We start from the raw sequence: 24205 nt of genomic DNA on the forward strand, positions 1-24205 counted from the left end.
ATGCATGGCCTGATGAATGCCCCGCTGAAATTGGATCGATAAACACGATGCGCGGCAGCGCCCGAGCGCGACCGTGCATTCGATGCAGATTCCCGGAGAGCGTCTGCAAGCGTACAAATTATTCGGTTAGAACATAGTTGCCTACGGTTCTTGCCTTGCATGTTGTGGGCTAGCCTCCAGGCATGGTCGGGGAGACGTCTGGGAGGAACGTCGGCTATGCGGATTTCGCTGCTTCATTCAAAGCGTCGTGGCTTCACGGGAGCATCTGTTCCTGGCCAGGCGCACGTCATGTTCAACCGGGGATTGAGAATGAGTCGAAAGCCTGTCGGCTACGCGGTGCTGTTGCTCGCCAGTGCGATCAGCTTCCATGTGCGCGCGCAACAGAGTGAACAGAGTTATATGCAGGACCAGGAGCCCACGGACAAGAGCGCGGTCGAGCTGGACGCGGTCACCGTCACCACCGGATCGCGCACGGCGAAGGCGGTCGATCGCATTCCTGGCGCGGTCACCGTCGTTTCCAAGGCCGAGGTCGCGCACACCCTGGCGCTGACCGAGGACGCCACCGCCGTGCTGGCCCGTACCGTGCCCGGCTACGCGGAATCCTCGCAGCAGATGAGCAATTCCGGCGAAACCCTGCGTGGCCGGGTGGCGCTGAGACTGTTCGACGGGATACCGCAGACCTCGCCCCTGCGCGAGGGCAATCGTTCGGGAACCTTCACCGACATGGGGGTGATCGGCCGGATCGAGGTCATCAACGGACCATCCGCCTCCGAAGGCATCGGCGCTTCCGGCGGCATCATCAACTACATCTCCAAGGTGCCCGAGCCGGGTACCCACGTGCAGGTGGTGTCCAAGTACAGCACCCAATTCCATGACGACAGTGAAGGCTGGAAGCTCGGCGTGAACTTCGGCCACAAGCAGGACAGTCACGACGTGCTGATCAGCGCGGCACGCATCGATCGCGGCATGCCGTATGACGGCAATGGTCGGCGCATCGGCATGCGCGGGTCCGGAACCCTGTCGGACTCCAAGTCCAACAACCTGTTCCTGAAAGGCGGCATCAACTTCGGCCAGGACGGCAGCCAGCGGCTGCAGGCATCGGTCAGCCGCTTCAAGGTTGTCGGCAAGGGGCACTACTTCGGCGTCAATGGCAACCGGGCGCTCGGCATCACCAACACGTCCGAACGCGGCAGGCCGCTGGGCGGAAAGACCGAGTTCAACGACTTCCGGCAGGAAGCGCTCTCCTATCTCCACCAGGATCTGGGTGGAGGCACGCTGACCCTGGATGTGTATCGCGCGGATCAGGCGATGCGCTATCCGGCGGAAAACGGCTCCGACAAGCAGGATCCTGCCATCGCCCCCCTCGGCACGCTGGTGGATCAATCCGAGATCCGATCAAAGAAGAAAGGCGCACGCGGTTCGTGGACGCGCCAGGATGCGCTGACCATCGAAGGCCTGGAACTGCGCGCGGGCCTGGATGTGGTGGAGGATGAATCCGATCAGCGATTGGCCCTCACCGGCCGGTTGTGGGTCCCGCCCATGCTCTACAAGAGCGTGGCTCCCTATGTCCAGCTTTCCTACGATCTGGGGCCGGTGACGCTCAGTGGCGGTTTCCGTCGCGAAGACGGCGAGCTTTCCGTGGACAGCTACACCACCACCTGGTATCGGAACCGCGTGTTCGTCGAGGGAGGAAAGCTCGACTACCAGGCCAACCTGCCCAACTTCGGCGCAATCCTGCGCCTGGGTGAGCAATGGTCGGTGTTCGGTTCCTACGGAAAGGGATTCAGCCTGCCCAACGTGGGCATCCCGCTGCGCAACATCAACCAGCCGGGACAATCGGTCGACGGGATCCTGGATCTCCAGGCCATCGTGGTGGACAACCGCGAGTTCGGCTTCAACTGGCGTGGCGACAAGGCGGCCTTCGGTGGCTCCTACTATGTGTCCAGGTCGGATCTGGGCGTGTCCCTGACGGTGGATCCCATCACCAGCGACTACATCATGATGCGGCAGCCGGTACGCATCCAGGGTTTCGAGTTGAATGGATCCCTGCAGCCCTGCGATGGCTGCCGCCTCAATGCGGTGTACTCGCGCATCCAGGGCAAGACCGCCTCCACCACAGGCGGACGGCTGGACCGGGAAATGGGTGTCACCGACATCAATCCCGACAAACTGGCCGCGTCGTTCTCATGGTCGTTCCTGCCCAACGCGGATCTGACCATCGGCGCGACGAAGCTGTTTTCCCGGACGGTCAACGCTGGCAAGACCTCGCAGGAGCGGACCCATGGCTACACGCTCTACGACATGGCGGTGAACTACGACACCGGCCGTTTCGGCAAGCTGTCCCTGGGCGTGGAAAACCTGACGGATCGCTTCTATGTCCTCAGCTACTCGCAGGTTGGCGGGCAGGACAATTTCATGTCCGGCCGTGGTCGGGTCGTGTCGCTCACCCATACGATCTCGTTCTAGGGTCCATTTGATCCAACCCGTGCCAGTACGGGGCGGGCCATCATCGGGCGGCCGGTGCAACCGGTCGCCCGAATTCCAGGATTCGTCGAATGTTCCGTTATCGAAAACGCCATTTCCTGTTCGCTGCCTCGTTGTCCGCGTCACTCATCGTGATCGCTCCGGGATGCCAGTCTTCCGGCGCGCCCCGCACCGGTGTGAATATTCCCGAGATCCGGCCCGGGGTGGCCGCAGGCTACCTGCGGGCCGACGAGATGCCGGACAGCACGCGATTGCTGCCGCCGCCGCCAGCGCCGGGAACCGCCGCATTCGCCGCCGATGTGGAGGCGAGCGAACTGCGTCATCTGAGAGGCAGCGCGCGCTGGGAGCAGGCGCGACAGGATTCCATACTCAAGTTTCCGGAAGCAGCCGGCATCTTCGAATGCGCACTGGACGCGCCGGTCAGTGAATCGGAAACCCCGAATCTGTACGCCTTGCTGCGCAGAAGTCGCACCGATGGCGCGGTGGTGAGCGACGCGGCGAAAGCCAGATACCAGCGCCCGCGGCCCTTCATGCACAACCACGATGCGCTGTGCACGCCGGAGAAGCAGGAAGAGCTGGCGAAGAATGGCTCCTATCCATCCGGTCACACCTCCATTGGCTGGACCTGGGCGTTGATCCTGGGCGAAGTCGCCCCGTGGCGCGCCGATGAAGTGCTGGCGCGGGGACGGTCGTACGGAATGAGCCGCGTGGTCTGTAACGCGCACTGGAAGAGCGACGTGACCGAAGGGCGCTTCATGGGCGCCAGCGTGGTCGCGCGCCTGCACGGGAACGCGGAATTCCGCAGCGACGTGGCGGCCGCGCGGAAGGAACTGGAAGCCTTGCGTGACCGTGGCGCGAAGCCGGCGCGCGATTGCGCCGCCGAGCGGCGGGCGCTGGGCGATGGGGACGGCTGAAGCGGGTCCCGCGACGAAACCTTTCCATACGGGCCCGGAGATGGCTGGAGGCATCCACGGGGTTGCCCCGAGAGGGCCGCCATCGGGCATGGCGCATTCCCTCCCGCCAGCACGTCGCCGTCAGGGCCGCGGTTTGCGCCGCGTCAGGTAAAGCAGCGCTCCTATCACCAGCGCGACAGCCGCGGCGATCAGGTTGCCGACGTTGGCGCTGGCCAGCAGGCCCAGCGACAGGATCAGCGCGGCCAGTGGAATCAGTGGACCACCCGGCAGTTTCAGGCCGCCGGGATGATTGGCATAGCGACGCTGCAATACCAGTACGGACAGGGTGGTTCCGATGTAGGCGCACAGGCGCGCGACCACCGACAGCAGGGCCAGTTGCACGAAAGAACCCGACAGCGCGAGCGCGAGTGCGAGCACGCCCTGGGTCACGATCGCCACGGCGGGAGTGTGGAAGCGCGGGTGGATGCTGGCGAGCACGCGCGGTCCGAAGCCGTCTTCGGCCAGCGAGTACAGCACGCGTGGACCGAACAACATGGTGTTGCTGTTCGTGCCCAGGATGGAAATGGTCGCACCGACGGTCAGGATCAGCGCCAGTCCCTCACCGGAGAAGCTGGCGGCCGCGTCCGCCAGCGGCGTCTTCGACGCTGCCAGGCCGACGAGGGTGCCCTGGGCCACCAGTTGCACGGCCGCATAGATCAGGGTGACGGTCGCAATCATGGTGAGCAGTGCGAACGGCACATCGCGACGCGGATTCTTGAACTCGCCGGCGGCGGCCGGGATGTTCTCGAAGCCGGCGTAGGCGAACAGCAGCAACAGGGCCGCCTCGCCCAGGTTGCGCAACGGCGGCAGCTCACCGCTGCGCAGAAGATCCATGTCGAGGTAGAACACACCGATGACGATGAACAGCGCCAGCGGAAGCAACTTGCCGATGACGAGCGCCACGCCGGTGCGCGCCGCCGACTTCACACCGATGACATTGATCAGTGTCAGCAGGCCCAGCGAACCCACCACCACCGCCAGGCGGCCGCCACCGGAAGCCGCCGGTGCCCAGAACCGTGCGGTCGCATCCGCCAGGCCGTTGCTCAGCGCCGCCGCGGAAGCGATGCGTGTCAGCCAGACCATCCAGCCGATCTCGAAGCCGACGAACGGACCGAATGCCTCGCGCGCGTAGAGATAGCTGCCACCCGGTTGATCGAAGTAGCTGGCCGCCTGTGCGTAGCACAGCACCAGCAGCGCGACCGCCACGCCGGCCAGCAGCACCGCCCACACACTGGCAGGGCCCAGCAGCACCGCGGTGGCGGCGGGCAGCAGGTATATGCCGCTGCCGATGACATCGTTGATGGACAGGCCGACGATCTGCCAGCGGCTGACCGCGCGGACGAAACCCGGGGAAGAAGAAGAAGGTGCGTCGCTCATGGGGTGGCCTCCGCGAGCATGGGCAATTGCCAGTCGGCGCGCAGCCGTTGGTATTCGGACTCGGGCAGCAGCACGAACACCGGATGCTGTTCTTCATCCAGCCAGCCCAGCAGGCGATCCATCACCGGTTCCGCCATGGCGGTGCAACCGGCGGTGGACTCGCCGGGCGCCTTCCACAGATGGGCGAAGATGCAACTGCCGGCGCCACTGATGTTGTCGGGATTGTGCTGGATCACGAAGCCTTCCTTGTAGCGGGCGTCGCCGTCGGCATGCAGATCACGGCGCATCGGTTCGGTGGAACCCGAGACCGCGGCGGTGCCGACGGTGTCGCTGTCGACGATCTGGTTGTAGAGCGGGGCGGCGGGCACGTCGATGCAGTAGTGGGATCCCCGCATCGGCGCATAGACCAGCCCGGTATCGTGCTGCGCGGCATAACCGAAGGCCTCTCCCAGGGTAAACACACCGGCCGGCGCCTTGCCGTCGCCTTCGCGCTTCTGCGGACCGTCGGCCCGGGCCGGATGCAGGCCTCGCCCCCAGCCGGCGCCACTGCGCCCGACGGTGACCGGCACCGGCGATTCCGTGGCGCGCCAGCTGTCGCCGTCGCGCTCGAACGTCTGCATCCGGCCACCGCTGGCATTCCAGTCTGGTGTGACGACCAGGATCAATTGTTGCGCCTGTCGCCAGGCCGACGCCGCCTGCTTCCCCGTCGGAGAAGACGCCGCATGGGCGGGAAGGCCGATCGCCAGGGCGGCGGCCAGCACGAGGTTCGACAGCGCGAAGCGGAACGCAGAGGCCATGGTGGCTCCGGGGCGGGGAATCAGGAATCCAGCAGGTGCTGGATCCGTTCCAGATTGATGTTCAACTGCCGATGGCGGTCGTCGTGGTTGTGGCACAGCAGGACGAACAACACGTCCAGCAGGTACTGCAGCGAGGAACGATAGAGCAGCGCTTCGACGTGCGGCGCGGAGTCGTGCGCCGATACCACCAGGGAAACATCGGCATGGGCGCGCAGCGGGTTGGAGGTATGCCGGGTGATCGACACCACCTTGCCTTCCGCGTCCTGGAACTGCCGGCTGATCTGGGAGAGCGTGGGCAGCTTGCCGAACTCGGAGAACACCAGCAGCACGTCGCCGGGACGGGTGGCCGACAGATTGGCCATCATCAGGATGGGATCGGCGTGATGCACGGTCAGCACGCCCAGCAACGACAGGCGCATCGCGAACTCGCGCGCGAACAGGCCGTCATCGCCCAGGCCATAGACGAACACCTTGCCGGCGCCGTGAATCAGGTCGGCGATGTGTTCGATGTTGGCGGGCGGATTGAGCAGCCGTGTTTCCTCCTCGGCAGCGGCCTTGCCGCGACGCAGACCGGCTTCAAGGCGCTGATAGGCATTGTCTTCGGCTGCCCCGGCATCCGCGCTGTCGGACTGCCGTGGCTGTGGCGCGCCGCCGTTGCGGGCGACCGCCTCGCCGATGGAGAACTTGAGGTCCGGGTAGCCCCTGAAGCCGAACTTCTGCGCGAACTTCACCACGCTGGACTGGCTGATGCCCAGCGCGCTGGCCAACTGCTGCGAAGAGTAGTCGCGCAGCAGGTGGGCGTTCTCGAGGATGAAGTCGGCGATGCGGCGTTCGATCGCCGACATGTGGTCGCGTTCGGATCGGATTTTGACCAGGGGCGGCATATGCGCTCTTTATCCCATCCTGCTTCGGGTTGTTCCAGGGTCAGACCGAAATCAGTTCCAGCCCGTGGATGGTCTGGATGCCCAGGCCGGGCGCGTCGGTGATGGAAATCTCCGACTCGTTGAAGAGAACCCCGCCTTCCACCGGATTGAACTGGCACAGCGAGGGCCCATCCAGATCGACCTTGGTGATCGACTGCGACTTGGCCACCGCCAGGTGTACCGCCGCGGCGACGCTGATGCTGGTTTCCAGCATGCAGCCGATCATGCATTCCACTCCGTACAGCGAAGCGATGTCGGCGATGCGCACGGCGTTGGAGATGCCGCCGGTCTTCATCAGCTTGATGTTGATGATGTCGGCCGCGCGCATCTTGATCAGATCGATGACCTCGGTGGGACCGAACACGCTTTCGTCGGCCATCACCGGGGTGTGCACGCGATCGGTCACGTACTTCAGGCCGTCGATGTCCTGCGCCTTGACCGGCTGTTCCAGCAGTTCCAGCACCACGCCGGCGTCTTCCAGGTTGTGCATGGCGAACACCGCCTGCTTGGCGGTCCAGCCCTGGTTGGCGTCCAGACGCAGCAGCGCGCGCCCTTCCACCGCCGAATAGATGGCCTTGACCCGTTCGATATCCAGGCCGATGTCCTTGCCCACCTTGATCTTCAGCGACTCGAAACCGCGTTCCACCGCATTGATGGAGTCGGCCACCATCTTGTCGATGTAGTCGACGCTGATGGTGATGTCCGTGGTGATTACCGGATCGCCGCCGCCGAGGATCTTGTAAAGCGGCGCGCCATACAGCTGGCCGAACAGATCGTAGACGGCGATTTCGACCGCGGCCTTGGCGCTGGTGTTGCGCTCCAGCGCGGTCTGGATGAGGTGGGTGATGTGATTGAGGTTGGCGATTTCCTGGCCGATCAGGCGCGGTTTGATGAAACGCGCGATGGCTTCGATGATCGAACCATGGGTGTCGCCGGTGATGACCGCCGTGGCCGGTGCCTCGCCGTAACCGACCTGGCCGGTGTCGGTGCGCACGATGACCACGATGTCCTCCACCGTGTCGACCGTGCGCAGGGCCGTCTTGAAAGCGGTTTTCAGCGGCACGCGCAGCATGCCGAACTGGATGTCGGTGATTTTCATGGGGGCCTTAGGGGCGGATTCTCTGGATGCTGTAGATGCGATCGATGAAGGTCCTGTCGCCACCGGCCAGCAGGGGTTCCAGCGGGGTCACCGACACCGCGTTGAGCGAGGCGCGCACCAGCTGGCCGCGGCCGTCCTTGTAGGTGATGCCGGTGGTGTCGTGGATCAGGTAGGTCTGGCCGTTTTCCTTGCCGATCACCATCATCACGTGGCCGGGGATGTAGATCAGGTCGCCGACCTGCAGGTCCCGGATGAACTTCATGCGCGCTTCGCGATCATCCTTGTCGGTGAAGGCGATGCGGTTCAATGCCGGGCTCACGCCCTGGTCGCTGGTGTTGCGCGGCAGTTCCACGCCGAAGCTGCGATAGACCTCGGACACGAAACCACTGCAATCGCGGGTGTTGTAGGAATGGCCCCAGCCGTAGCGCTCGCCGAGGAACTTGAAGCCCTGCTGGAGCAGGTTGGCCTGGGTGAGCGGCAGGTATTCGGTGCCGACATCGGCGTTCTTCGGCAGCAGCGCCGGCACGAGTTCCAACTTGCCGTCCGCATCGCGGGTCGGCAACTGGATTACCCAGGACGTATACGGATGCTGGCCGTTCACCGGCTTGTCGGCCGGCCAGTCGTTCAGCAGCGGCACGCGCACCCCCATGTCCAGCTGCAACTCGGACACGCCGGGTTGTTCCGGCGTATGCACGGTATGCACGGTGGGGCCGGTGACGATCAGGGTGGGCGTACGGTGCGCGTAGCCGAACACCTGATCGCGCGGTCCTTCGGCCAGATGGGCGCTTTCAATCCATGCCGCATACAGCGGACTGATCACGAACGACCATTGCCGGTCGCGGCTCTGGTGCAGGACGATCACCGGCGTACCGGGAAACAGCGCACTTTCCTGGAAGCGATCGATGTCGGTGTCGCCCGGCTCGCGGAAGACCCGCAGCCGGGTGGGAAAAGTGCGCAGATCGGCGCGTTTGACCACCAGCGCGTAGCGCGTGTCGGTCTGCGCCGGCACCGCGTCCAGCGCCGCGTTGTCGACGATGCCGTCGAGCGTGGCCTTGTCGATAGCCTGTCCCTTGACGTCGTACAGCGCCCGGGTGGGCGCGCTGGACAGCTTGCCCACCCATTCGCGCACCTGGTCGGCGCTGAAGCGCGCCGGCAGGCCTTCGATGTCGTGGACCGAACGATCCAGTTCATGCAGACGACCGTTCTGTGCGGCGATCGCGCGGGGATCCAGGACAACGCGATCCGGCTGCGCCAGCTTGTCGATCCAGTACTGCGGGTCCAGATGCCGATCCTCCACGCCGATGACGGCATGGGTGGGTACGGGCAGCGCGGGGGCCGGCTCGCGGGCCAGCAATCCGCCCGCCGGCAGGACCAGCAGGACGGAAAGGAACAGGGCACGCATGCGACCGCGTGACGCCCCGGAGGCCGGGCGGGCGGCCCGGAAGGCGAATGTGGGCGCGGCGTGTCGCCGGGCCGGACCACCGGTGTCTTGTTTCATTAGCCTCCCCTCGGAACGGATGCGACGGCCCGGCGTTGCGCGGACGGCGAACGGCCGGGTCGATTCCGAGGAATATTTACTTCTTTTTCTAAAAGATTCAAGAATAAATTATTGACCGGGTTCTCCGGTCGTGTTACACAACGGTGACCAGTCGGCTGAGGGGCAAGTGATCGACGTGGACGCCAGCGGGGGCCAGCGTAACCATTCCATTCGTAGGGAGCACCGGAGTGCCGGGCGTTCCGTGCGCGTGCGTGCGACTGCATGGCCGATATTACTCCTGATGGCCCTCGCCGCGTCCAGCGCTGCCGGCGAACTGCCGCTGCCGGCGCCGTCGGCCATCGTCGCCCAGGTGGATGCGGGACGTTTCGCCGAGGCCGAACAGGCCATCGCGCAGGCGCTGGCCCAGCCGGGTCTGGATGATGAACAGCGTGATGCGCTGCAATACGAACGCGAGCGGATGCGCCGGATCCGCCTGGATTTCCGGCTCACCGAAGCAGACGTGCTGGCGCAGCTGCGCAAGCAGATTCCGGATTTGAAGGTGGAAGAGTTCACGGCCTGGGACCAGGCCCATCGCATCGAACGCATGACCATCGACGGCGAGAAGCGCTACTTCAGCCGGTCGGTGTCGAACCTGTTCCGCCTGTATCCGGATGTCGCCGCGCGCCGCGCGCCGCCGGTCAAGCCGTTTGCGGAAGGTCCGTTCGAGCGCCTGCATCCGCATCATCGCGAGGCGCTGGAGCAGGCCCGCGCCACCGCCGCCAACAGCGTCGCGCCGCGCCGGTTGCGGGTCACCCAATCGCTGGTGGTGAAACCCGACGCAGTGCCGGCGGGCGAAACCGTACGGGCGTGGATTCCCTATCCGCAGGCGATCACGGGGCAGCAGGACGACATCCGTTTCGTCGCCAGCGCACCGGCGCAATCGCGGATCGCGCCGGAAAATACGCCTCAGCGCACGGTCTACCTCGAGCAGAACGCGCGTGCCGGCGAGCCGACCAGGTTTTCCATTAGCTACGAACTGACCATCCACGCGCGCCATTTCGATCTCGATCCGGAGAAGGTGGTCCCCGTGGCGGTGACCGCGGAACTGGCCCCCTACCTGGCCGAGCGCGGTCCGCACATCGCGTTCACCGATGACATCAAGCGTTTCTCGGCGCAGGTGGTCGGTGACGAGAAGAATCCGTATCGCATCGCAAAAAGGCTGTTCGATGCGGTGGATCGGATTCCCTGGGGCGGCGCGCGCGAGTACTCGACCATCTCCAACATCAGCGACTACGCGCTGCACTCGGACCACGCCGACTGTGGCCAGCAGACACTGCTTCTGATGACGCTGCTGCGCTACAACGGCATCCCCGCGCGCTGGCAGTCGGGCTGGACCTACTCGGACGAGGCGGTCGGCTACGACAACATGCATGACTGGGGCTGGATGTATTTGGCGCCCTATGGCTGGGTACCCGTGGACGTGACCACCGGGGCCCTGCAGAGCGACGACGCGGGCCTGCGCGATTTCTACTTCGGCGGCCTCGACGCCTATCGCATCAGCTTCAACAACGACTTTTCGCAGCCGATGGTCCCGGCCAAGCAGCATTTCCGCTCGGAAACGGTGGATTCGCAGCGTGGCGAGGCCGAGTGGCGCGGAGGCAATCTCTATTTCGATCAATGGGACTACCAGTTCGAATGGACCATGCTGCCCATCGCGGGCAGTGACCACTAAACCGGGCGGGATCACTTCAACACCTAGCAGGAGAGAGCGGGGATGAATGGCAAGACTCTGAAGAAAGCAGCGCTGTGTATCGCGCTGGGCACGTGCATCGCGTCGATGGCGCCGATGGTGATGGCGCAGAACGTCAACGGTGCGGTGGCTGGCCGTGCAAGTGCCGGCGACCAGATTACGGTCACCAACCCGGCAACTGGCCTGAACCGCACGGTGACGGTCAGTGCTGACGGAAACTACCGCGTCAGCCAATTGCCGATTGGCGACTATCAACTTCAGGTCAAGCGTGACGGCCAGAATGTGGGTACGCCCATCTCCGTCGCGGTATCGCTGGGTGGCACCACCACCGTGAACGTTGGCAGCGAAGGCGGCCTGGTGAACCTGGAGGCGCTTCAGGTCGTGGGCTCCCGTGTCGTCAACCGCGTGGACGTGCGTTCAGTGGAGTCGGCGACCAACATCCGGCGCGATGAGATTGCCCGTCTTCCGGTGAACCAGAGCGTTGAATCGGTTGCCCTTCTGGCGCCGGGCGTGGTGTCTTCGGGTGCGACCTTCGGTGGCCTGACATTTGGCGGTTCGTCCGTCGCCGAAAACGCCGTCTACATCAACGGCCTCAACGTCACCGATCCATATCGGCGACAGGGCTTCTCCACGATTCCGTTCAATTTTTACAAGGAGTTCCAGATCAAGACCGGCGGTTATTCCGCCGAGTTCGGCCGAAGCACCGGTGGCGTCATCAACGGCGTCACGCGTTCCGGCAGCAATGAATTCCACGCCGGCGCCGAAGTGTCGTTGCAGCCGGCGGGCTGGGCGGCGTCCAAGGAGAACCATTTCCATCGAGACGGCACCGACGATGAGCGCAACCTCACCAGCCGGGACTCCAATGCGCTGTACAAGACCAATATATGGGCATCCGGCCCGATCCTGAGGGATCGCCTGTTCTTCTTCGCCATGTACGAGATGCGCGACAGCAGGCCGAAGGACATCGACAGGAACGAAGCCGCGTTCACCAAGAGCGACAACGACTTCTGGGGCGCCAAGCTGGATTGGCAGATCTCGGACAATCACCTGCTGGAAGTACTGGCCTTCTCCGACAAGGCGGATTCGACGACCACTACTTACTTGTACGACTGGGATAGTGGGCAGCGGAGTGCGGGTAGTGACGGCGGCACCAGCGGTACCGGCGGCGACAACTGGTCGGTGACCTATACCGGGCAGTTCGGCAGCAACTTCACCGCCAAGGCGATGTACGGCGAGAACAAGCGGCGGGCGGTAAGCGATTCGTCTGTGCAGGATGTGTGCAGTATCGTCACGCTGGCCAACAGCTATACCAGTGCCTTCGGCGACCTGGACGGCCGTGAGGGTTGTTATCCCGGAACCGGCGGCATCACCAACCGCTGGGACAAGCGCGAGGCATCGCGACTCGATTTCGAATGGGCGCTGGGCGACCATCTGCTGCGCTTCGGTGCAGATCGGGAAATCATGGATTCCGTCAGCTCGACGGTTTATCCAGGTGACGGGGTGAGCTACCAGGCGCAGAGCCTGGGTGCCAATGCCCTGCTGCCCAATGGCGCTACCGTCCCCGCTGGCGTCCTCATGACCATTGACGCGCGCCGCTACATCACCGGTGCTCCGGTCAGCACGGAAGCCAAGGCCATCTATGTCGAGGACAACTGGAGCATCACGCCGAATCTGTTGCTGAACCTGGGTATTCGATTTGACGCCTTCCACAACAAGTTGGCCTCCGGCGCGACCTTCGCCAAGGCAGATTTCTCCGACATGATCTCCCCACGCTTCGGTTTCAGCTGGGACATGAAGGGCGACGGATCCACCAAACTGTTCGGCAACGCCGGTCGCTATTACCTCCCGTTGACCAACAAGTTGACGGACTACTTCGGCGGCGGCACGACCGACGAGCATACCTACTACGTTCTCAACGGCTGGATAGAGCGCCCGCATCCGATTACGGGCGAGATGTACCTGTTCCCCGACTTGGGGCCGCAGATCGGGCCGGTCAATACCGAAGGGAATGCGCCGGCGCCCGACGACGTGCGCACAGCCGTCGCGGACAATATCAAGCAGGTCTTCCAGGATGAGTTCATCCTCGGGTTCCAGCAAGCGATCAACGAAGCCTGGTCGTACGGCGTGAACGCCACCTATCGCAAGATGACCCGTGCCGTCGAAGACGCGCGCATCAACCATGTCGAAGGTTGCCCCTGGTATTCCGGCGACTGGCCGATCATCAATCCCGGCGAAACCACCCGCCTGTGGTGCCCGGACACCAATAACTGGGTCACCTTCGACTCCTCGAAGGATGGTTACCGCGCATCCGGAAGCGGCGCGATCATGGGCTACAAGAAGCCCAGGCGCACCTACAAGGCGGTCGAGTTCCAGGTGGACCGCGCCTGGGACGACAAGTGGGCGTTCAATGCAAGCTATCTGTGGTCGAAGTCCGAAGGAAACATGGAAGGTCCGGTGAATTCGGATACCGGCTATGCGGACACCAATCTGGTGCAGTACTACGATCATCCGGCCGTCAACGAGCGTTACGGCGTGCTGTTCAATGACTACCGCCATCAGTTCAAGTTCCGGGGCAGCTACAAGCTCAACGAAATGTGGAGCTTCGGTTCGACGCTGTCGGTGCGCTCGGGTGGTCCGATCACCGCCTTCGGCGTGGTGTGGCCGAACGACAATCGATCGGCCGGTGGTCCCGGCGAGTTCAGCGGTGGCGGTTCGGGCTGGTTGTGCACGGCCAATTGCGGCGATTGGCAGACGCGGCAATTGCAGTACAGCCCGCGTGGTGCGTTTGGCCGGATGCCCTGGATCTGGGATCTGGGCGCCAGTGTGGTCTGGACCCTGCCGGTGGAAGGCATCGATCTGAAGGCGCGTCTGTCTGTGTACAACCTGCTCAACAACCAGAAAGAGATCAACGTGCATTCCCGCTACGAAAGCGCGCCGGGCACGCGGATGCCTTATTTCGGTGAGGGCACGGTCTGGCAGGCACCGCGCTACACGCAGTTTGTCGTGACCTACAACTTCTGAGTCATCACGGGCACTCCGGATTCGTTCCGGAGTGCCTGTGTGGTAAGGAAACATGGATGCCAAAGACAGGAAAGCGCGTGAATCCCCTCCTTCCCTGCCTCCTGCTGGCGGGGATTTCTTTTTCCGCCCTCGCGCAGTCACCGGACAGGTTTGGCGAAGCCGTCGAACAGACGGCCGAGCGGTACCACCTTCCCGGCATTGCCGTGGGCGTGATCGAAGACGGCAAAGTCGTCCACCTGAAAACCGCCGGCACACTCGAGGCCGGCCGACCAGAGGCCATCAACGCGAACACCCTCTTCAAGATCGCCTCCAACACCAAGGCCATGACCGCCGCCGTGCTGGCCCGGCTGGTAGACCAGGGCAAGCTGAAGTGGGACGACCCGGTCACCAAGTACCTGCCGCAGTTCCGCATGCACGATCCCTGGGTGACGCGGAACATGCAGGTGCGGGATCTGCTGATCCACAACAGCGGCCTGGGCCTGGGCGCCGGGGATCTGATGCTGTGGCCGGAACCCAACGACTTCATCCGCAAGGACATCATCGCCGGGCTGCAGCATCTCAAACCCACCCACAGCTTCCGTTCGCACTATGCCTACGACAACCTGCTGTACGTGGTCGCCGGAGAAGTGGCCGCCGCCGCCGGTGGCGCACCTTATGACGTGCTGGTGCGGCGGGAAGTGTTCGAGCCGTTGGGGATGAGTCGCTGCCAGGTCGGCGAATGGAACCGCGAGCGTGTCGGCAACGTCGCCCAGCCGCACATGCGGGCAGCTGGCGGCAATATGCCCATCCGCGAGGATGATGCCATCGTGCCCGACATCACCTCGATGGCCGCGGGCGGAATCCGTTGCAGCCTCAACGACATGCTGAGGTGGGTTGGCATATGGTTGTCGCCGGAGCAGAAGCCTGCCTGGCTGAGCACCGAACAGCGGCGCGCGGTGTGGACGGCGCACATGCCGATGCCGGTTTCCGCGCGGATGCGCGAATGGGACAACAGCCATTTCTCCGCCTACGGTTACGGCTGGCGCCTGTCCGATGTCGACGGCGTCTGGAAGGTCGCGCATACCGGTACGCTGGCCGGCATGTATTCCTCGGTCATCCTTCTGCCGGACAGGAAGATAGGCATCGTCATCCTGATCAATGGCGAAGGCGAGGATGCGCGCTCGGTGCTCGGCGAGGTGTTGACCAAGCACTACACCGCGCCGTCGCAGGCCGTGTCGGTGGCCCACTATGCCGATGCCATCGCCGCCGAGGATGCGGCGGTGCCCGCGCAGAAGCGCAAGCCGGACACCTCGTCGCGCGTCGTCGCAAGCGGTGACGAACTGGCCGGGGCCATCGGCCGCTATCGCGATCCCTGGTTCGGTGGCGTGTCCCTGTGCAAGCAGGGGAACGAGGTTCGCTTCCAGGCCGCGCGGTCGCCGATGCTGGCGGGGCGGGTGATGAAGGTGGATGATCGCTGGCTGGTGGACTGGGACGACGACAGCGTCGATGCCGAACCCTGGCTGCGGTTCCATCCGGCGAGCAACGGAGCGCCTCCGCGCATGACCCTGTCGCATGTCGATCCGGATGCGGATTTCAGCTATGACTATGCCGACCTCGATTTCCAGCAGGTGGGTGGTTGTGGCTGACATGATGCGCGGCTGGAGAAACGGGTGCGTGGGTGCGTGGATGATGCTGGGCGCGGTGGCCGCGCAGGCGGGCGACGTGAAGGTCTCGGAAGCGGTCCGTTTCGAGCAGGTCGACCTGGTCGATGTGGGAGCGCTCATTCCGAAGGCGACGCTGGAGATCCGCTACGCGGGTGACGACAATTTCGTTGGCCGCCCGGTGGATGGCTACCGGGCACCGAAGTGTTATCTGCTTCGACCGGCGGCCGAGGCATTGCGGCAGGTGGCCGACGACCTGGCCGCGGACGGCTATCGCCTGCGCCTGTTCGATTGCTATCGGCCGGTGCGGGCCGTGCGTGATTTCGTGCGCTGGGCGCACGATCCGGCCGATCAGCGAACCAAGCCACGCTTCTATCCCAACCTGGACAAGTCGACGCTGCTGGACGGCTACATCGCCGAAACCTCGGGCCACAGCCGCGGCGCCACGGTGGATCTGGGGCTGGAACGCTGCGATGGCGCACGTTGCGAGCTGCTGGACATGGGTACCGGGTTCGATCGGTTCGACACCTTGGCCAATACCGACGATCCACGCATCGTCGGCGAGCAGAAGACGAACCGCCAGCGCCTGCGGGCGGCGATGGAGCATCGCGGCTTCCGCAACTATCCGCTCGAGTGGTGGCATTACACCCTCCAGCCGGAACCCACGCCCACCACCGCCTACGACATCCCGGTGCAATGAGTCCGGCTTCGTGGGGACGGCGCCCGCGCGTCGTCGACGTCGCGGTGATCGGGTGCGGCGTCGTCGGCTTGTCCACGGCGTTCCAGTTGCGGCGGCGTGGCCTGTCCTGCCTGCTGATCGATCCACGGGGACCCGCTGGCGACGCATCGCATGGCAATGCGGGCGCGGTGTCGGTGGGCAACCTGATGCCGCAATCCGCGCCGGGCATGATCCGGCCGGCGCTGCTCGGCCTGCGCGATCCCCTGGCGCCTTTCAAGCTGGATGCCGGCGCATGGCCGCACTACGCGGGCTGGTTGTGGCGGTTCCTGCGTGCGGGCGGCGCGGCGCGGTTGGCGCCGATCGTCGATGCGACCCATGCTCTCAACCGTGCGGCGCGCGCAGCCTGGCTGGAGCTGGCGGACGCCATCGACGCCATCGATCTGATCAGCCCCACCGGCTATCTGCATGTCTACAGCGAGGACGCCGGTTTCGATCGTTCGGCGGGTGCGCGCGCGCACATGCGGCGCAATGGGGTGGCCTTCGATGTACTGGATGCCGCGCAACTGCGTGAGCTCGAACCCGGCCTGGCCGCGTTCGCGCGGCATGGCGTCCTCCAGCGCGATTCGCTGTTCGTGCGGGAACCGGGCGAATTCTGCCGGCGACTTTTCAATTGGCTGTGCGCGCGTGGCGCGGACACGCTGATCGCCAGCGCCCACGCGATCGAGCGCGAAGGCGAAGGCTATCGCGTGCGCACTTCGAGCGGCGACGCGCATGTCGATCAAGTCGTGGTCGCCGCGGGCGCCTGGAGCGGTGAACTGCTGCGACCGTTCGGATTGCGCCTGCCGGTGGCGGCAGCGCGTGGCTACCACGCGATGTATCCACGCCAGGAAGGGGTCGTGCGGCGTCCCACCTTGTGGGCGGAGCGCTACATGGTGGTGTCGCCGATGCGCTCGGGCGTACGGGTGACCGGGTTCAAGGAGATGAGCGCGCCGGGGCGGCCGCCGCGGCCGGCGTTGATCCGGGGACTCGCGCCGCAGGCCCGCCTGCTGTTCCCGTCGCTGGCCGGCCAGCCCGTCTCCGATTGGGCGGGGCTGCGCCCCTGCACGCCGGATTCATTGCCGATCCTGGATCGCGTCGATGACGAACGCATCTTCATCGCCACCGGCCATGGCCATCTGGGGCTGACCCAGGGGCCGATCAGCGGCGAATTGGTGGCGCAGGCGATGGCGGGCGAAGCGGTATCGGTTCCACTGGCGCCTTATGGTCTGGCGCGTTTCGGTCGATACGCGCGCACTTGATCGAAGAAGGATCAGGCGCCGCCGGGGAACCCCTGCTGGCGCCAGGCTTCGAACACCATCACCGCGACGGTGTTGGAGAGATTCAGGCTGCGGTTGCCGGGACGCATCGGCAGGCGCAGGCGATGCGCTTCGGGCAGCGCATCCAGCACTTCCCGGGGCAGGCCCCGGGTTTCCGGTCCGAACAGGAAGGCGTCGCCAGGCTGATAGCGCGGCTGGTCGAAGCGGATCGTGCCGCGGGTACTCAATGCGAACAGACGGACCGGCGCGACTGCCGCCAGCGCGGCGTCCAGAGAATCATGCACCTGCAGGTTGGCGTACTCGTGGTAATCCAATCCCGCGCGCCGGAGCTGGCGGTCATCCAGGTCGAAGCCCAATGGGCGGATCAGATGCAGATGCGCACCGGTGTTGGCGCAAAGGCGGATGACGTTGCCGGTGTTGGGCGGGATTTCCGGCTGGTAGAGCAGGACGTCGAGGGAAAGCGTGGTCATGCGCGGATTCTACGGGCCTGCTCCACCGCTTCCCATGTGCGGCGGCGCCTGGCCGGAAGAATGCAGGGGTGTCGAATCCGCTTGCCGGGGTTTGGGTGAAGCCGCATCGCTCGGATGCGGCCTCGCCGGGGCGACCGGGGGATCGCGGAAATCGCGGCCGGATTCAGCGGGAATCGACGGCCCGGGTGGTGCGGCCTGCGCGCGTCATGGACGGTGCGCGGCGGAAGTGCGGGTACTGCAGCGGCTGGAACGCGCTTTACCGGAGGATGGAGCGATGAAGCGGGTGAAACCTTGGAACGCTTGCGTGGATCAATCCGGTAATCAGCGCGCGGCCAGCTGCTGGGCCAGGACACCCGCCTGCACGGCGAACTGCTGCAGATCTTCCGCCGACGGACGCACCGTGATGGTCGGCATGTCGACGATGCTGGCGGTCTGGGTGGCCAGGTAGTACGCCAGATCGCGGGCGTCGGGGTTCACGGTCACGGCCGGCAGGTTGACCACCTTCGCGTCCTTGTAGGTCAGGTAGTGCGCCAGGTCGTCGGCGTCGGGGGTCACGGTGACGGCGGGCATGTCGACGATGCGGGCGGCGTTCGGGGCGGCGGCCTGGGCCTGGGTGGCGTTGTCGGCGTAGGTCTTGGCCGACAGGAACATGGAACCGGCACACAGCGCGAATACGGCGGCGGCGGTCAGCGGAAGCAGGGTCTTGGTGTTCATTGTTTTGCCTTTGTAGTGATGTTGTTGGGTGGTGTGGTAGTAATGTAGTACACCTAATCGGTCAGATCAAGCGGAACTTGTGTTTCCAGTTCCTATATTCAGCGTTCAGTCAGGATTGCTTGGGTCGGTCTTGCTGGCTTGAGTAGTAATGCAGAACCCGTGCCAATCTCAAGTCATTGAATTGAAAAGAAATCCGTTTCGTGCTTGGTGTCCGTGTCCGGCCAGTGTCCGGGTGAAACCGTCCGTTGTTCGGGTATCAGGACGAGTCTGGCGACGGGATGTGACCTCCAACACGCCCTTCCCACCGCCATCCGGTCATTTCCGGGACTTGCTGGTTTGGATGCGGTTTATGTGAGAACCGTTGCGATGAGTCCGGTTCTGTTGGCGTGCGTTCACCAGGGCAGGGTCTGGCCTTGCCAATCGAGGAAATCGCCGGACTGTTCGGGCGCGAGCTGGTGAATCACGTGCAGGAGGCCCGCCACCGACTCCGCCGCCGACAGCGCGGCCTGCGCGCCTCCCATATCGGTGCGGACCCAGCCCGGATGCAGGGCCACCACCTTGATGCCGCGAGGGGCCAGGGCCCGGGCGAGCAGCGAGGTCGCCATGTTCTGCGCGGCCTTGCCCATCGCGTAGCTGGGCGTGCGGAATTCCTGGCGCAGCGTGATCGAGCCGACTTCCGAGGAAATGTTGGCCACGCTGGCGCCGTCGGCCAGTTGCGCGGCCAGCGCCTGGGTCAGCAGGAAGGGTCCGGCGGCGTTGGTGCGGAAGCTGGCGTCCAGGTCGGACGCCTGCACCTGGCCGAAGCGTTCGCCGCCACGCAGGACGCCGGCGTTGTTGATCAGCAGATCCAGCGGCTCCTCATCCGTGACCAGCGCCGCTTCCGCGGCCAAGGCGCCGTGCGTGCGGGGATCAGCCAGATCCAATGGCAGGATCCGCAGGCGCCCCGGATGTTCGCCGGCCAGCAGGTTGAGCGCGGTGGCCTTGCCGGGATGACGGCAGGCGGCGATGACGTGGTCGCCACGCGCCAGCAACTGGCGGACGAACTCCAGGCCCAGACCACGATTGGCGCCGGTGACCAGGCAGTGGCGACGATCCATGGAACACCTCACTTCGAGGGGCACGTGCCATGAGGCCTAGTGTATGGCTCCCGCGACCGGGTTAGCATCCGGGGTTCTTGGGGAATCCCGTACCTGTATACAAGGAGTCACACGATGATCGCATCCCGTCGGCCGCGCGCCGCGCTGCTCGCCGTCGCCCTCGGCACCGCCCTCGGTGGTCTGGCCTACGCGCCGGCGCCCGCCCAGGCCCAGGCCAAACCGGCCGGTACCGACATCGTCATCCCCTACGAGGAATTCACCCTGCCCAACGGCCTGCGGGTGATCGTGCACACCGATCGCAAGGCGCCGATCGTGGCGGTCAACGTCTGGTACCACGTCGGCAGCAAGAACGAACAGCCCGGCCGCACCGGCTTCGCCCACCTGTTCGAACACCTGATGTTCCAGGGCAGCGAGAACAACAAGGGCGAGTTCTTCGAGCCCTTCGAACTGGTCGGCGCCACCGATCAGAACGGCACCACCAACCAGGACCGCACCAACTACTTCCAGAACGTGCCGACCACCGCGCTGGACATGGCTCTGTGGATGGAATCGGATCGCATGGGCCACCTGCTCGGCGCGATCGACCAGAAGGCGCTGGACGAGCAGCGCGGCGTGGTCCAGAACGAGAAGCGCCAGGGCGAGAACCAGCCCTACGGCCGCCGCATCTACACCAAGATCTTCGAAGCCCTGTATCCGCCGGGCCATCCCTACAGCTGGCAGACCATCGGCTCGATGGCCGACCTGGACGCGGCCACCCTGGATGACGTGAAGACCTGGTTCCGCAGCTGGTATGGCCCCAACAACGCGGTGCTGGTGCTGGCGGGCGACATCGACCTGAAAACCGCAAAGGAAAAGGTCACCCGCTACTTCGGCGACATCCCGGCCAGCGCGACGCTTGCGGACATGCCGGCCAACATTCCCACGCGCGCGCAGGACACCCGCGAGACCGTTCCGGATCGCGTGCCGCAGGTGCGCATCTACCGCGCCTGGCCGGTGGCCGAGATGGGCACGCCGGACGCGACCCAGCTGGAACTGTTCTCGCAGATCCTCGGCGGCAGCGCGTCCTCGCGACTGGACGCCCGTCTGGTCCACGGCGACAAGATCGCCGACCAGGTCAGCACCATGCCCTGGCTGAGTGAAATCGCCGGCACCTTCATCGTCAGCGCCACCGTCAAGGACGGTGTGGACCCGGCCAAGGTGGAGAAGGTGCTGGACGAGGAAATCCGGCGCCTGATCAGCGAAGGCCCGACCGCCGAGGAAGTCGAGCAGGCGCGCACCTACAGCCGTGCCGGCTTCGTGCGCGGCATTGAGCGCATCGGCGGCTTTGGCGGCAAGTCGGACGTGCTGGCCTCGTGCACGGTCTACCAGGGCAAGCCGGACTGCTACCGCGACGAACTCAAGGAACTGATGAGCGCCACCCCGGCCAGCGTCCAGGCCGTGGCGCGCAAGTGGCTGGGCAAGGGATCCCACACGCTGGTGGTGCAGCCCAGCGACAAGCCGCTGTCCTCGCTGCCGGAAACCGTGCTGGCCGCCCCGGCGACCCAGCCGGCGCAAATCCCGGCGGTGGATCCGAAGTTCAAGACGGTCAAGACCGATGTCGATCGCAGCGTGGGCGTGCCCAAGACCAGCGCGTTCCCGGATCTGAAGTTCCCGGCGCTGCATCGCGCCCGGTTGTCCAACGGCATGGAAGTGGTGCTGGCCGAGCGGCGCGAGACGCCGGTGGTGCAGCTGTCGGTGCAGTTCCCCGGTGGTTACACCGCCGACGTGGGCAAGAAGCTCGGCACCGCCAGTTTCACCATGCAGATGCTGGACGAGGGCGCGGGCGACTACAGCGCGCTGCAGTTCGCCGCACGCAAGGAAGCGCTGGGCGCGGAACTGAGCACCGGCGCCGGCCTGGACAGCGCGTCGGTGGGCCTGTCCGCGCTGAGCGACAAGCTGCCCGAATCGCTGGATCTGCTGGCCGACGTGCTGCGCCGTCCGACCTTCGACGGCGGCGAGATCGAGCGCGTCCGCGCGACCTGGATCGCCGGCATCAAGCAGGAGAAGGCGCGCCCGCAGACCGCCGCGCTGCGGGTGATGCCGCCGCTGCTGTATGGCCAGGGCCATCCTTACGCGATTCCGTTCACCGGCAGCGGCACAGAAGCCTCCATCGCCTCGCTGACCCGCGACGACCTGACCGCGTTCCACCGCGACTGGCTGCAGCCGGACAAGGCCCGCATCATCGTGGTCGGCGACGCCACCCTGGCCCAGATCGTGCCGCTGCTGGAAGCCCGCCTGGGCGACTGGAAGACCGCGCCGAACGCGCCGGTGCTGCCGGGCGTGCCGACGGTCGCCAAGCCGAACGCGCCGCGCGTGTTCCTGATCGATCAGCCCGGCGCGATCCAGTCCAACATCTACGTCGGCCAGTTGATTCCGCCGACCGGCGACAAGGGCACGATCGACTTCGATTTCGCCAACGGCGTGCTGGGCGGACAGTTCAGCTCGCGCCTCAACATGAACCTGCGCGAGGACAAGCACTGGGCCTATGGCTCCTACAGCGGCGCCTCGAACACCCTGGGCCAGCGTCCGTGGTTCGCGCAGGCGGCGGTGCAGAGCGACAAGACCGTGGATTCGGTGAAGGAACTGAAGTCGGAGATCACCCGCTTCGCCAGCGGCGAGGCGCCGGCTTCGGATGCCGAGGTCACCAAGATCCGCGCCAGCAACACGCTGGAGCTGCCGGGTGCCTATGAAACCGCGGCCGCGGTGATGGGCCAGATCACGAGCAACCTGCGCTACGGGCGTCCGGACGACTACATCCTGACCTACAAGGCGCGCAACGAAGCGATCACCACCAAGGACGTGAGCGCGGCGGCGAAGACGCTGGAACCCAACGCGCTGACCTACGTGGTGGTGGGCGACCTGGCCAAGATCGAGCAGCCGATCCGCGAGCTGAAGATCGGCGAGGTGACCACGCTCGACGCCGACGGCAAGCCGGTCACGGCCGGGAAGAAGTAAACCCGGCTCCGATGCCTCCCTTCCCGGGTCCGGGAGGGGAGGCTGGCTCTCCGATCGGCTTCCGCCACGGCGTGACGGCGGAAGCCACCCATGATTCATCCCGGCTGGGCGAGAATGCCCGCCGTTCCCCGCAAAAGAGGCGAATCCATGCGCAGCTTCATTCTCCTCACCGCCGTCGTGACCCTGTCGGCCTGCACCTGGGTGCCATTGGCGCCGGGCGCGAAGGGGGTGCGTGTCGTCGCCGCCGGCGCGGCCCCGGCCAACTGCGAGAAGCAGGGCGAGGTTTCGGTTTCGGTCAAGGACAAGGTCGCCTTCTACGAGCGCAACAACCTGCGCGTTCGCGACGAACTGGAAACCCTGGCGCGCAACGAGGCGCCTGGCATCCAGGCCAACACCATCCAGCCGTTGGGCGACCCGGCCAACGGTGAGCAGCGCTTCGCGGCCTATCGCTGCCGCTGACGTGGACGCGCCGCGCAAGAGCCAACGGCAGCGGCGCGAGGAAATCCGGAAGAAACGCCTGGTGCGCGCCGAGGCCGCCAGGCAACGGCTCGCGGCGCCGGATGTGCGCGGGCTCGGTCCGGACAGACTGGAACCGGGCGCGCGTCGGACCGATGGCGCGGTGATCGCCGACCGTGTTCGGCTGGCCGAACTCAACAACACTTACGGCGAGTTGCCCGAGGCGTACTTCGACCTCGATTTCGCATGCCGTGATTGCGGCGCCGACGCTGTCTGGACCGCTCGCCAGCAACGCTGGTGGTACGAGGTCGTCGGCGCGTCCATCCATGGCCGCGCGGTGCGCTGCCGCGATTGCCGCCGCGCGCTGCGCAGGCAACGCGACAATCCGGGTGCCACCCGGCTGAGTCGCGAGGTCGCGCAGGCGCGCCTGCTGGCGGAACAGTGCCCGGGCCCGGAAGCCTGGACGATCCTGGACGCGGCGCTGGCGAGCAAATGGACGGGCGTGCGCGGCGTGGCGATCGAAATCCTCGGCCATTGGGGGACCAGCGACGCGATGGGGCGTCTGTGGGCCATCGCGAAACCCGTGGCAAGGGCATCCTTCGGTACCGCGGAACATCAGGACCGGCGTGCGGTACTGCGCGTGCTGTCGTTGTGGCCGAGCGCGGACATCCCGGAAGACTGGCTGGAATGGCTGGCGGAAGTGCCGCACGGGGAAGCCCTGGAAGTGGTCCGGCGATTGCCGCCGGCCGTGGTCGAGGCCCATGTCGAGGCCACCCTGAGGATGGGCGACATCGATCGCCTGCGTCTGGCGATACCGCTGCTTCAGGCGGTGGCGCCACACCCCCGGGAGGACGGACTGCAGCAGCGCCTGCGGGACCATCCCGACGCCGTGATCGCCGCCGCCGCCCGCCGGGTGTGGCCGCTGGCCGGTGGGCGCACCAATAAATAGTGATGGAAA

The 24205-nt window shown here is 65.4% G+C and carries 18 protein-coding genes; 10 read left to right on the plus strand and 8 right to left on the minus strand.

Annotation, left to right across the window (positions count from 1 at the left end; all coding sequences use genetic code 11):
- The first annotated feature begins 309 nt into the window (after positions 1 to 309).
- Together AC3DEZ_RS02305 and AC3DEZ_RS02310 are read left to right on the plus strand one after the other, a co-directional pair.
- Positions 310 to 2466: a TonB-dependent receptor gene (locus AC3DEZ_RS02305; protein WP_488386760.1), complete on the plus strand. Its 2157-nt coding sequence runs from the start codon at positions 310 to 312 to the stop codon at positions 2464 to 2466.
- Positions 2467 to 2555: 89 nt separating this feature from the next.
- Positions 2556 to 3398: an acid phosphatase gene (locus AC3DEZ_RS02310; protein WP_488386761.1), complete on the plus strand. Its 843-nt coding sequence runs from the start codon at positions 2556 to 2558 to the stop codon at positions 3396 to 3398.
- 120 nt (positions 3399 to 3518) lie between these two features.
- On the opposite strand, the gene AC3DEZ_RS02315 is transcribed toward AC3DEZ_RS02310, so the two are convergent.
- The 5 genes from AC3DEZ_RS02315 to AC3DEZ_RS02335 are packed head-to-tail and all read right to left on the minus strand — an operon-like array spanning position 3519 to position 9035.
- Complete coding sequence (locus AC3DEZ_RS02315; RefSeq protein WP_488386762.1) at positions 3519 to 4814, minus strand: APC family permease; 1296 nt, start codon at positions 4812 to 4814, stop codon at positions 3519 to 3521.
- On the minus strand, positions 4811 to 5611 hold the full coding sequence (locus tag AC3DEZ_RS02320; RefSeq protein ID WP_488386763.1) for a L,D-transpeptidase family protein: 801 nt from the start codon (positions 5609 to 5611) through the stop codon (positions 4811 to 4813). Before AC3DEZ_RS02320 ends, AC3DEZ_RS02315 begins: the two co-directional genes overlap by 4 nt.
- Positions 5612 to 5631: 20 nt before the next feature.
- Entirely contained in the window at positions 5632 to 6495 is an 864-nt protein-coding gene (locus AC3DEZ_RS02325) for a MurR/RpiR family transcriptional regulator (protein WP_488386764.1), read from the minus strand.
- Between the two features lie 40 nt (positions 6496 to 6535).
- The gene (locus tag AC3DEZ_RS02330) at positions 6536 to 7633 is read right to left on the minus strand and encodes a dipeptide epimerase (protein ID WP_447104204.1); all 1098 of its coding nucleotides are present in this window, start codon (positions 7631 to 7633) and stop codon (positions 6536 to 6538) included.
- Positions 7634 to 7640: 7 nt separating this feature from the next.
- Complete coding sequence (locus AC3DEZ_RS02335) at positions 7641 to 9035, minus strand: C40 family peptidase (RefSeq protein ID WP_488386765.1); 1395 nt, start codon at positions 9033 to 9035, stop codon at positions 7641 to 7643.
- A gap of 376 nt (positions 9036 to 9411) precedes the next feature.
- Here AC3DEZ_RS02335 and AC3DEZ_RS02340 point away from each other — a divergent pair, with 376 nt between their 5' ends.
- From AC3DEZ_RS02340 to AC3DEZ_RS02360, 5 genes are read left to right on the plus strand one after another with little or no spacing between them, the layout of a single operon-like run.
- Complete coding sequence (locus AC3DEZ_RS02340) at positions 9412 to 10842, plus strand: transglutaminase-like domain-containing protein (RefSeq protein ID WP_488386766.1); 1431 nt, start codon at positions 9412 to 9414, stop codon at positions 10840 to 10842.
- A 42-nt stretch (positions 10843 to 10884) separates the two neighbouring features.
- Positions 10885 to 13881 (plus strand): TonB-dependent receptor, encoded by a 2997-nt coding sequence (locus AC3DEZ_RS02345; RefSeq protein ID WP_488386767.1) that lies wholly within the window; start codon positions 10885 to 10887, stop codon positions 13879 to 13881.
- A gap of 56 nt (positions 13882 to 13937) precedes the next feature.
- Complete coding sequence (locus AC3DEZ_RS02350; RefSeq protein WP_488386768.1) at positions 13938 to 15506, plus strand: serine hydrolase; 1569 nt, start codon at positions 13938 to 13940, stop codon at positions 15504 to 15506.
- Position 15507: 1 nt separating this feature from the next.
- Positions 15508 to 16221 carry a M15 family metallopeptidase gene (locus tag AC3DEZ_RS02355; RefSeq protein WP_488387040.1) on the plus strand — a complete coding sequence of 238 codons (714 nt, stop codon included), beginning with the start codon at positions 15508 to 15510 and terminating at the stop codon, positions 16219 to 16221.
- Positions 16218 to 17498, plus strand: coding sequence for an NAD(P)/FAD-dependent oxidoreductase (locus tag AC3DEZ_RS02360; protein ID WP_488386769.1), 1281 nt, complete (start codon positions 16218 to 16220; stop codon positions 17496 to 17498). Before AC3DEZ_RS02355 ends, AC3DEZ_RS02360 begins: the two co-directional genes overlap by 4 nt.
- Before the next feature lie 11 nt (positions 17499 to 17509).
- On the opposite strand, the gene trmL is transcribed toward AC3DEZ_RS02360, so the two are convergent.
- The 3 genes from trmL to AC3DEZ_RS02375 form a co-directional block, all read right to left on the minus strand.
- Positions 17510 to 17986: a tRNA (uridine(34)/cytosine(34)/5-carboxymethylaminomethyluridine(34)-2'-O)-methyltransferase TrmL gene (gene trmL / locus AC3DEZ_RS02365; protein WP_488386770.1), complete on the minus strand. Its 477-nt coding sequence runs from the start codon at positions 17984 to 17986 to the stop codon at positions 17510 to 17512.
- Positions 17987 to 18307: 321 nt separating this feature from the next.
- Positions 18308 to 18700: a hypothetical protein gene (locus AC3DEZ_RS02370; RefSeq protein WP_488386771.1), complete on the minus strand. Its 393-nt coding sequence runs from the start codon at positions 18698 to 18700 to the stop codon at positions 18308 to 18310.
- Between the two features lie 392 nt (positions 18701 to 19092).
- The gene (locus AC3DEZ_RS02375; protein ID WP_488386772.1) at positions 19093 to 19797 is read right to left on the minus strand and encodes an SDR family oxidoreductase; all 705 of its coding nucleotides are present in this window, start codon (positions 19795 to 19797) and stop codon (positions 19093 to 19095) included.
- 114 nt (positions 19798 to 19911) lie between these two features.
- Here AC3DEZ_RS02375 and AC3DEZ_RS02380 point away from each other — a divergent pair, with 114 nt between their 5' ends.
- The 3 genes from AC3DEZ_RS02380 (at position 19912) to AC3DEZ_RS02390 (ending at position 24196) form a co-directional block, all read left to right on the plus strand.
- Positions 19912 to 22791, plus strand: a complete 2880-nt coding sequence (locus tag AC3DEZ_RS02380; protein ID WP_488386773.1) for a M16 family metallopeptidase — start codon at positions 19912 to 19914, stop codon at positions 22789 to 22791.
- 147 nt (positions 22792 to 22938) lie between these two features.
- Positions 22939 to 23250 (plus strand): DUF4156 domain-containing protein, encoded by a 312-nt coding sequence (locus tag AC3DEZ_RS02385; RefSeq protein ID WP_447104215.1) that lies wholly within the window; start codon positions 22939 to 22941, stop codon positions 23248 to 23250.
- 61 nt (positions 23251 to 23311) lie between these two features.
- Positions 23312 to 24196 carry a zinc-ribbon domain-containing protein gene (locus AC3DEZ_RS02390; protein ID WP_488386774.1) on the plus strand — a complete coding sequence of 295 codons (885 nt, stop codon included), beginning with the start codon at positions 23312 to 23314 and terminating at the stop codon, positions 24194 to 24196.
- Positions 24197 to 24205 lie beyond the last annotated feature (9 nt).

The organism is Pseudoxanthomonas sp. 134C1 (genome assembly GCF_057773065.1).